The organism is Mitsuaria sp. TWR114, from assembly GCF_007997345.1.
The window spans coordinates 1-3,825 of the sequence record NZ_VOSR01001018.1 but is presented as its reverse complement, the minus strand read 5'-3'; the positions used below and the strand labels follow the sequence as shown (position 1 = coordinate 3,825).

3 protein-coding genes are annotated in these 3,825 nt (G+C 70.1%); 1 reads left to right on the top strand and 2 read right to left on the bottom strand.

What is annotated here, in order from left to right; genetic code table 11:
* The coding region (locus FUT87_RS29585) for a hemolysin D (protein ID WP_186830797.1) at positions 1-1,584 on the top strand (1,584 nt) is incomplete at its 5' end.
* A gap of 18 nt (positions 1,585-1,602) precedes the next feature.
* Here FUT87_RS29585 and FUT87_RS26885 read toward each other — a convergent pair.
* Positions 1,603-3,285 carry an NAD(P)/FAD-dependent oxidoreductase gene (locus FUT87_RS26885; RefSeq protein ID WP_091724309.1) on the bottom strand — a complete coding sequence of 561 codons (1,683 nt, stop codon included), beginning with the start codon at positions 3,283-3,285 and terminating at the stop codon, positions 1,603-1,605.
* 123 nt (positions 3,286-3,408) lie between these two features.
* Complete coding sequence (locus FUT87_RS29580) at positions 3,409-3,573, bottom strand: hypothetical protein (protein ID WP_175538227.1); 165 nt, start codon at positions 3,571-3,573, stop codon at positions 3,409-3,411.
* Between the last annotated feature and the right edge of the window lie 252 nt (positions 3,574-3,825).

Here is a 3,825-nt window from a genome sequence, read left to right as displayed (position 1 = left end):
ACGCGGCTGGCGGCGCTGGAGCTGACCGGCGGCGATCCCATCATGCCGACCGACCCGCAGGACCCGCGGCGCAACTGGACGCAGGGACGGGCGAAGAACCTGGACCTGAGCGGCGCGTCGACGCAGGCCGAGCTGGCCCGGCTGCGCGCCCTGCCCTATCCGGACCAGCGCTACCAGTCGACTTACCGGTTCGTCTTCGACGCCATCCTGGGCGAGCGCTGGGTGGACCTGGGCGGCACCAATGTCGCCAAGGGTCATCTGGACCAGTTCAACTGCTTCGACGCGGTGGCGCAGGAGCCGCCGGACGTCCAGTACGACCACTTCATGCGCCGCTACGACGACCGCAACGGCGACGGCGGCGTGAATGCCGCGCAGCAGTCGCGCCAGCGCTTCGTGCGGTACTTCGTGGCGGCCGCGATGGCGCCGCGCGCGCAGACGCGGACCTGGGACGGCGGCGCCTACAGCACGTCCTACACCGTGGACCGCAACTACTACCTGATGGGCCGGGCGGCGCACCTGCTGCAGGACTCCTTCAGCACCGAGCACACGGTCCGCGACCCTGGCTCCAACCTGGAGCGCCTGCTGCAGGTCAAGAGCTACCTGTGCGCGGCCGGCTCCGAACAGCACACCCATGACAACGGGCAGTTGCTGACCTACGCGAGCGGCGACGTCATCTGGCGTCCCGGCACGCAGCTGCAAGGCGGCTGGTCCGGCTACAAGCCCAGCAACATGAAGGTGCCGGCGCTGGTCGCGCTGGAGGCCAGCAAGGACCTGTGGGCCGCCTTCATCCGCACGATGGGCACGCCCTACGGCCAGCGCGAGGCCAAGGCGAATGAGGAGGCCGAGGCGATCGCCAGGAACTGGATGAGCTTCGACGACCAGGCGATGCAGGCCTGGTACGACGAGCCGGCCCACCGCGACGCCACCTACGTGCTGGCGCAGAACCAGCGCGGACCTGGCCGCAGCGTGGCGGACTGCATGCGCGGCCTGGGCGAGCCCTCCGGCGACCAGATGGTGCGCGTGCGCGAGCTCGAGGAGGCCCGCAGGCAATGCCTGTTCAACATCGAGGCGCAGGACGGCTATGGCGACCTGGCCGATCCACAGCTGCGCCTGCCCTTCTATTGGCGGTGGAAGGACCAGAGCTGGCTGCCGGCGCCTGAGAACTGGCAGCCGCCCATCCCCGCGGCGGACAGCGGGAACCGGGTGCGCCTGCGCAGCCTGGCCAACCAGCAGACGATGACGGCGCCCGACGGACTGGTCGACAACGCCTGGCTCTACAACCGGGCCGGGACGCCGGTGGAGTTCGTCCAGGTGTCCGGCGCCGGGGGCGCCTCCTGGTTCCGGGCGGCGGACCAGAGCGACCTGTTCCTGAGCTATCGCGCCGCGACCGGCGCGGTGAAGCTGTACGCGTCGCCGGCCGAGGCCTCGTTCAGCGTGGCCCCGGCGCGAGCCGGCATGGGGCTGCGCAACCTCTACTGGAACCAGTATCTGTGGCTGTCCGGCGAGTCGCCCTACCTCACCCGCAGCGGCGATCCCAACCAGCCCAGTGGACAGTGGTCGCTGGACCCGTCGCCGCCACGCTGAGCGGCCGGCGCAGGCGCTTCAGTCGAGGAGGCCCAGCATGGACTTGCCCACCGCCTCCGCCACCTCGATGCCGTCCACGCCGGCGGACATGATGCCGCCGGCGTAACCGGCGCCCTCGCCAGCCGGGAACAGGCCGCGCACGTTCAAGCTCTGGTAGTCCTTGCCGCGCGTGATGCGCAGCGGCGAGGACGTGCGCGTCTCCACGCCGGTCAGCACCGCGTCGTTCATCGAGAAGCCGCGGATCTGGCGCTCGAAGGCGGGCAGCGCCTCGCGGATCGCGTCGAGCGCGTACTCGGGCAGGCTGCCGAAACCCTTCTGCTGCAGGTCGGTCATCGTGACGCCGGGCTTGTAGCTCGGCTCGACGCCGCCCAGCGCGGTGCTGCGCTGGCGCTTGATGAAGTCGCCCACCAGGCCGGCCGGCGCCTTGTAGCCGCCCTCGCCCAGCTCGTAGGCGCGCGACTCCCAATAACGCTGGAACGCGAAGCCATCCAGCGGATTGACGGTGCTGCCGTCCTTCTTGCCATCCTGGCGGTAGTCCTCGGGCGAGATGCCGACGACGATGCCCGCATTGGCATTGCGCTCGGCGCGGGAGTACTGGCTCATGCCGTTGGTGACGACCCGGTCCGGCTCCGAGGTCGCCGCCACCACCGTGCCGCCCGGGCACATGCAGAAGCTGTAGACCGAGCGGCCGTTCTTCGCGTGATGGACCAGCTTGTAGTCCGCGGCGCCCAGGAGGGGATGACCGGCGTTGGGGCCGAAGCGCGCCTTGTCGATGATCGACTGCGGATGCTCGATGCGGTAGCCGATCGAGAACGGCTTGGCCTCCATGTAGACGCCGCGGGCATGCAGCATCGTGAAGGTGTCGCGCGCGCTGTGGCCGAGCGCGACGACGACATGGTCGGCGCGGATCTGCTCGCCCGAGGCCAGCGTCACGCCGCGCACCTGGCGCTGGCCATCGGCGCCGGGCTCGATCAGCAGGTCGGTGACCTTCTGCTGGAAGCGGATCTCGCCGCCCAGGCGCTCGATCTCGGCCCGGATCTTGATGACCATGCTCACCAGGCGGAAGGTGCCGATGTGCGGCTTGCTGACGTAGAGGATCTCCTCGGGCGCGCCGGCCTTGACGAACTCCGTCAGCACCTTGCGGGTGAGGAAGCGCGGGTCGGAGATCTGGCTGTAGAGCTTGCCGTCGGAAAAGGTGCCGGCGCCGCCTTCGCCGAACTGGACGTTCGATTCCGGGTCCAGGACGCTCTCGCGCCACAGGCCCCAGGTGTCCTTGGTGCGTTCGCGGACCTGCTTGCCGCGCTCCAGCACGATCGGCCGCAGGCCCATCTGGGCCAGGATCAGCGCGACGAAGATGCCGCAGGGGCCGAAGCCGATGACCACCGGACGCGGCCGCTCGCCGGCGTGGAAGTCGGCCGGCGCATGGCCGACGAACTGGTAGCGGGTGTCCGGCGACGGCTTGATGTGGGCGTCGCCGCCGTGGCGCTGCAGCAGCGCGGCCTCGGCAGCGGCGTCGCCGACCTCGCAGTCGACGGAATAGATCAGGACCATCGCGGTCTTCTTGCGCGCGTCATAGCTGCGCTTGAAGACGGTGAAGGCGGTGAGTTGCGCGTCGGGGATGCCGAGCCGCTGCAGGACGGCGGCGCGCAGCGCCTCCTCGGGGTGGTCGAGGGGCAGGCGGAGTTCGTTGATGCGGATCATGGCGATTGATCGGGCAGCAGGGCGAGGTCGCGGCGGGCGGCCGGACGTCGCAGAAAACAAAACAGGCCCCGCCGGGAGGCATGGGCCTGTTGTCGAGTCGCTGGGGTCTTGCTCCCCGCGACCTCAACCCGAGTGCGGACGCTTGCCCGGGTTCTTCTTCGAGCGGGTGTGCGAGCCGCGCTCGAGGCTGCTCTTCTGGCCGCGGTGCGTGGTGACGGTCACGCCCTTGGGCGCGGCGGGACGGGGGGAAGCCTTGCGGTCGGCTTCGGTGACGATCTTGTTGCCCATGTTGGCTCCGGTAATGAACGAGAGACACCTGCCCGAAGTCACAGACTCGCCGGCCTCGGGCCCGAGCGGGCGACCGGTTGCCTTGAGCAGCGTCGGAAATACGGTGAAGGGCGGGAGTTTACACGCGTCGCGCGCGGCTCGGCGCGGCGGCGCGGGTGCCCGGCTCAATCCAGCCCGTGACCGCCGGCATCCAGGGCGGGCGGGCGCAGCAGGTCGGCGTCCACGCCCATGACCTCGCTGGCGCGCTCGACC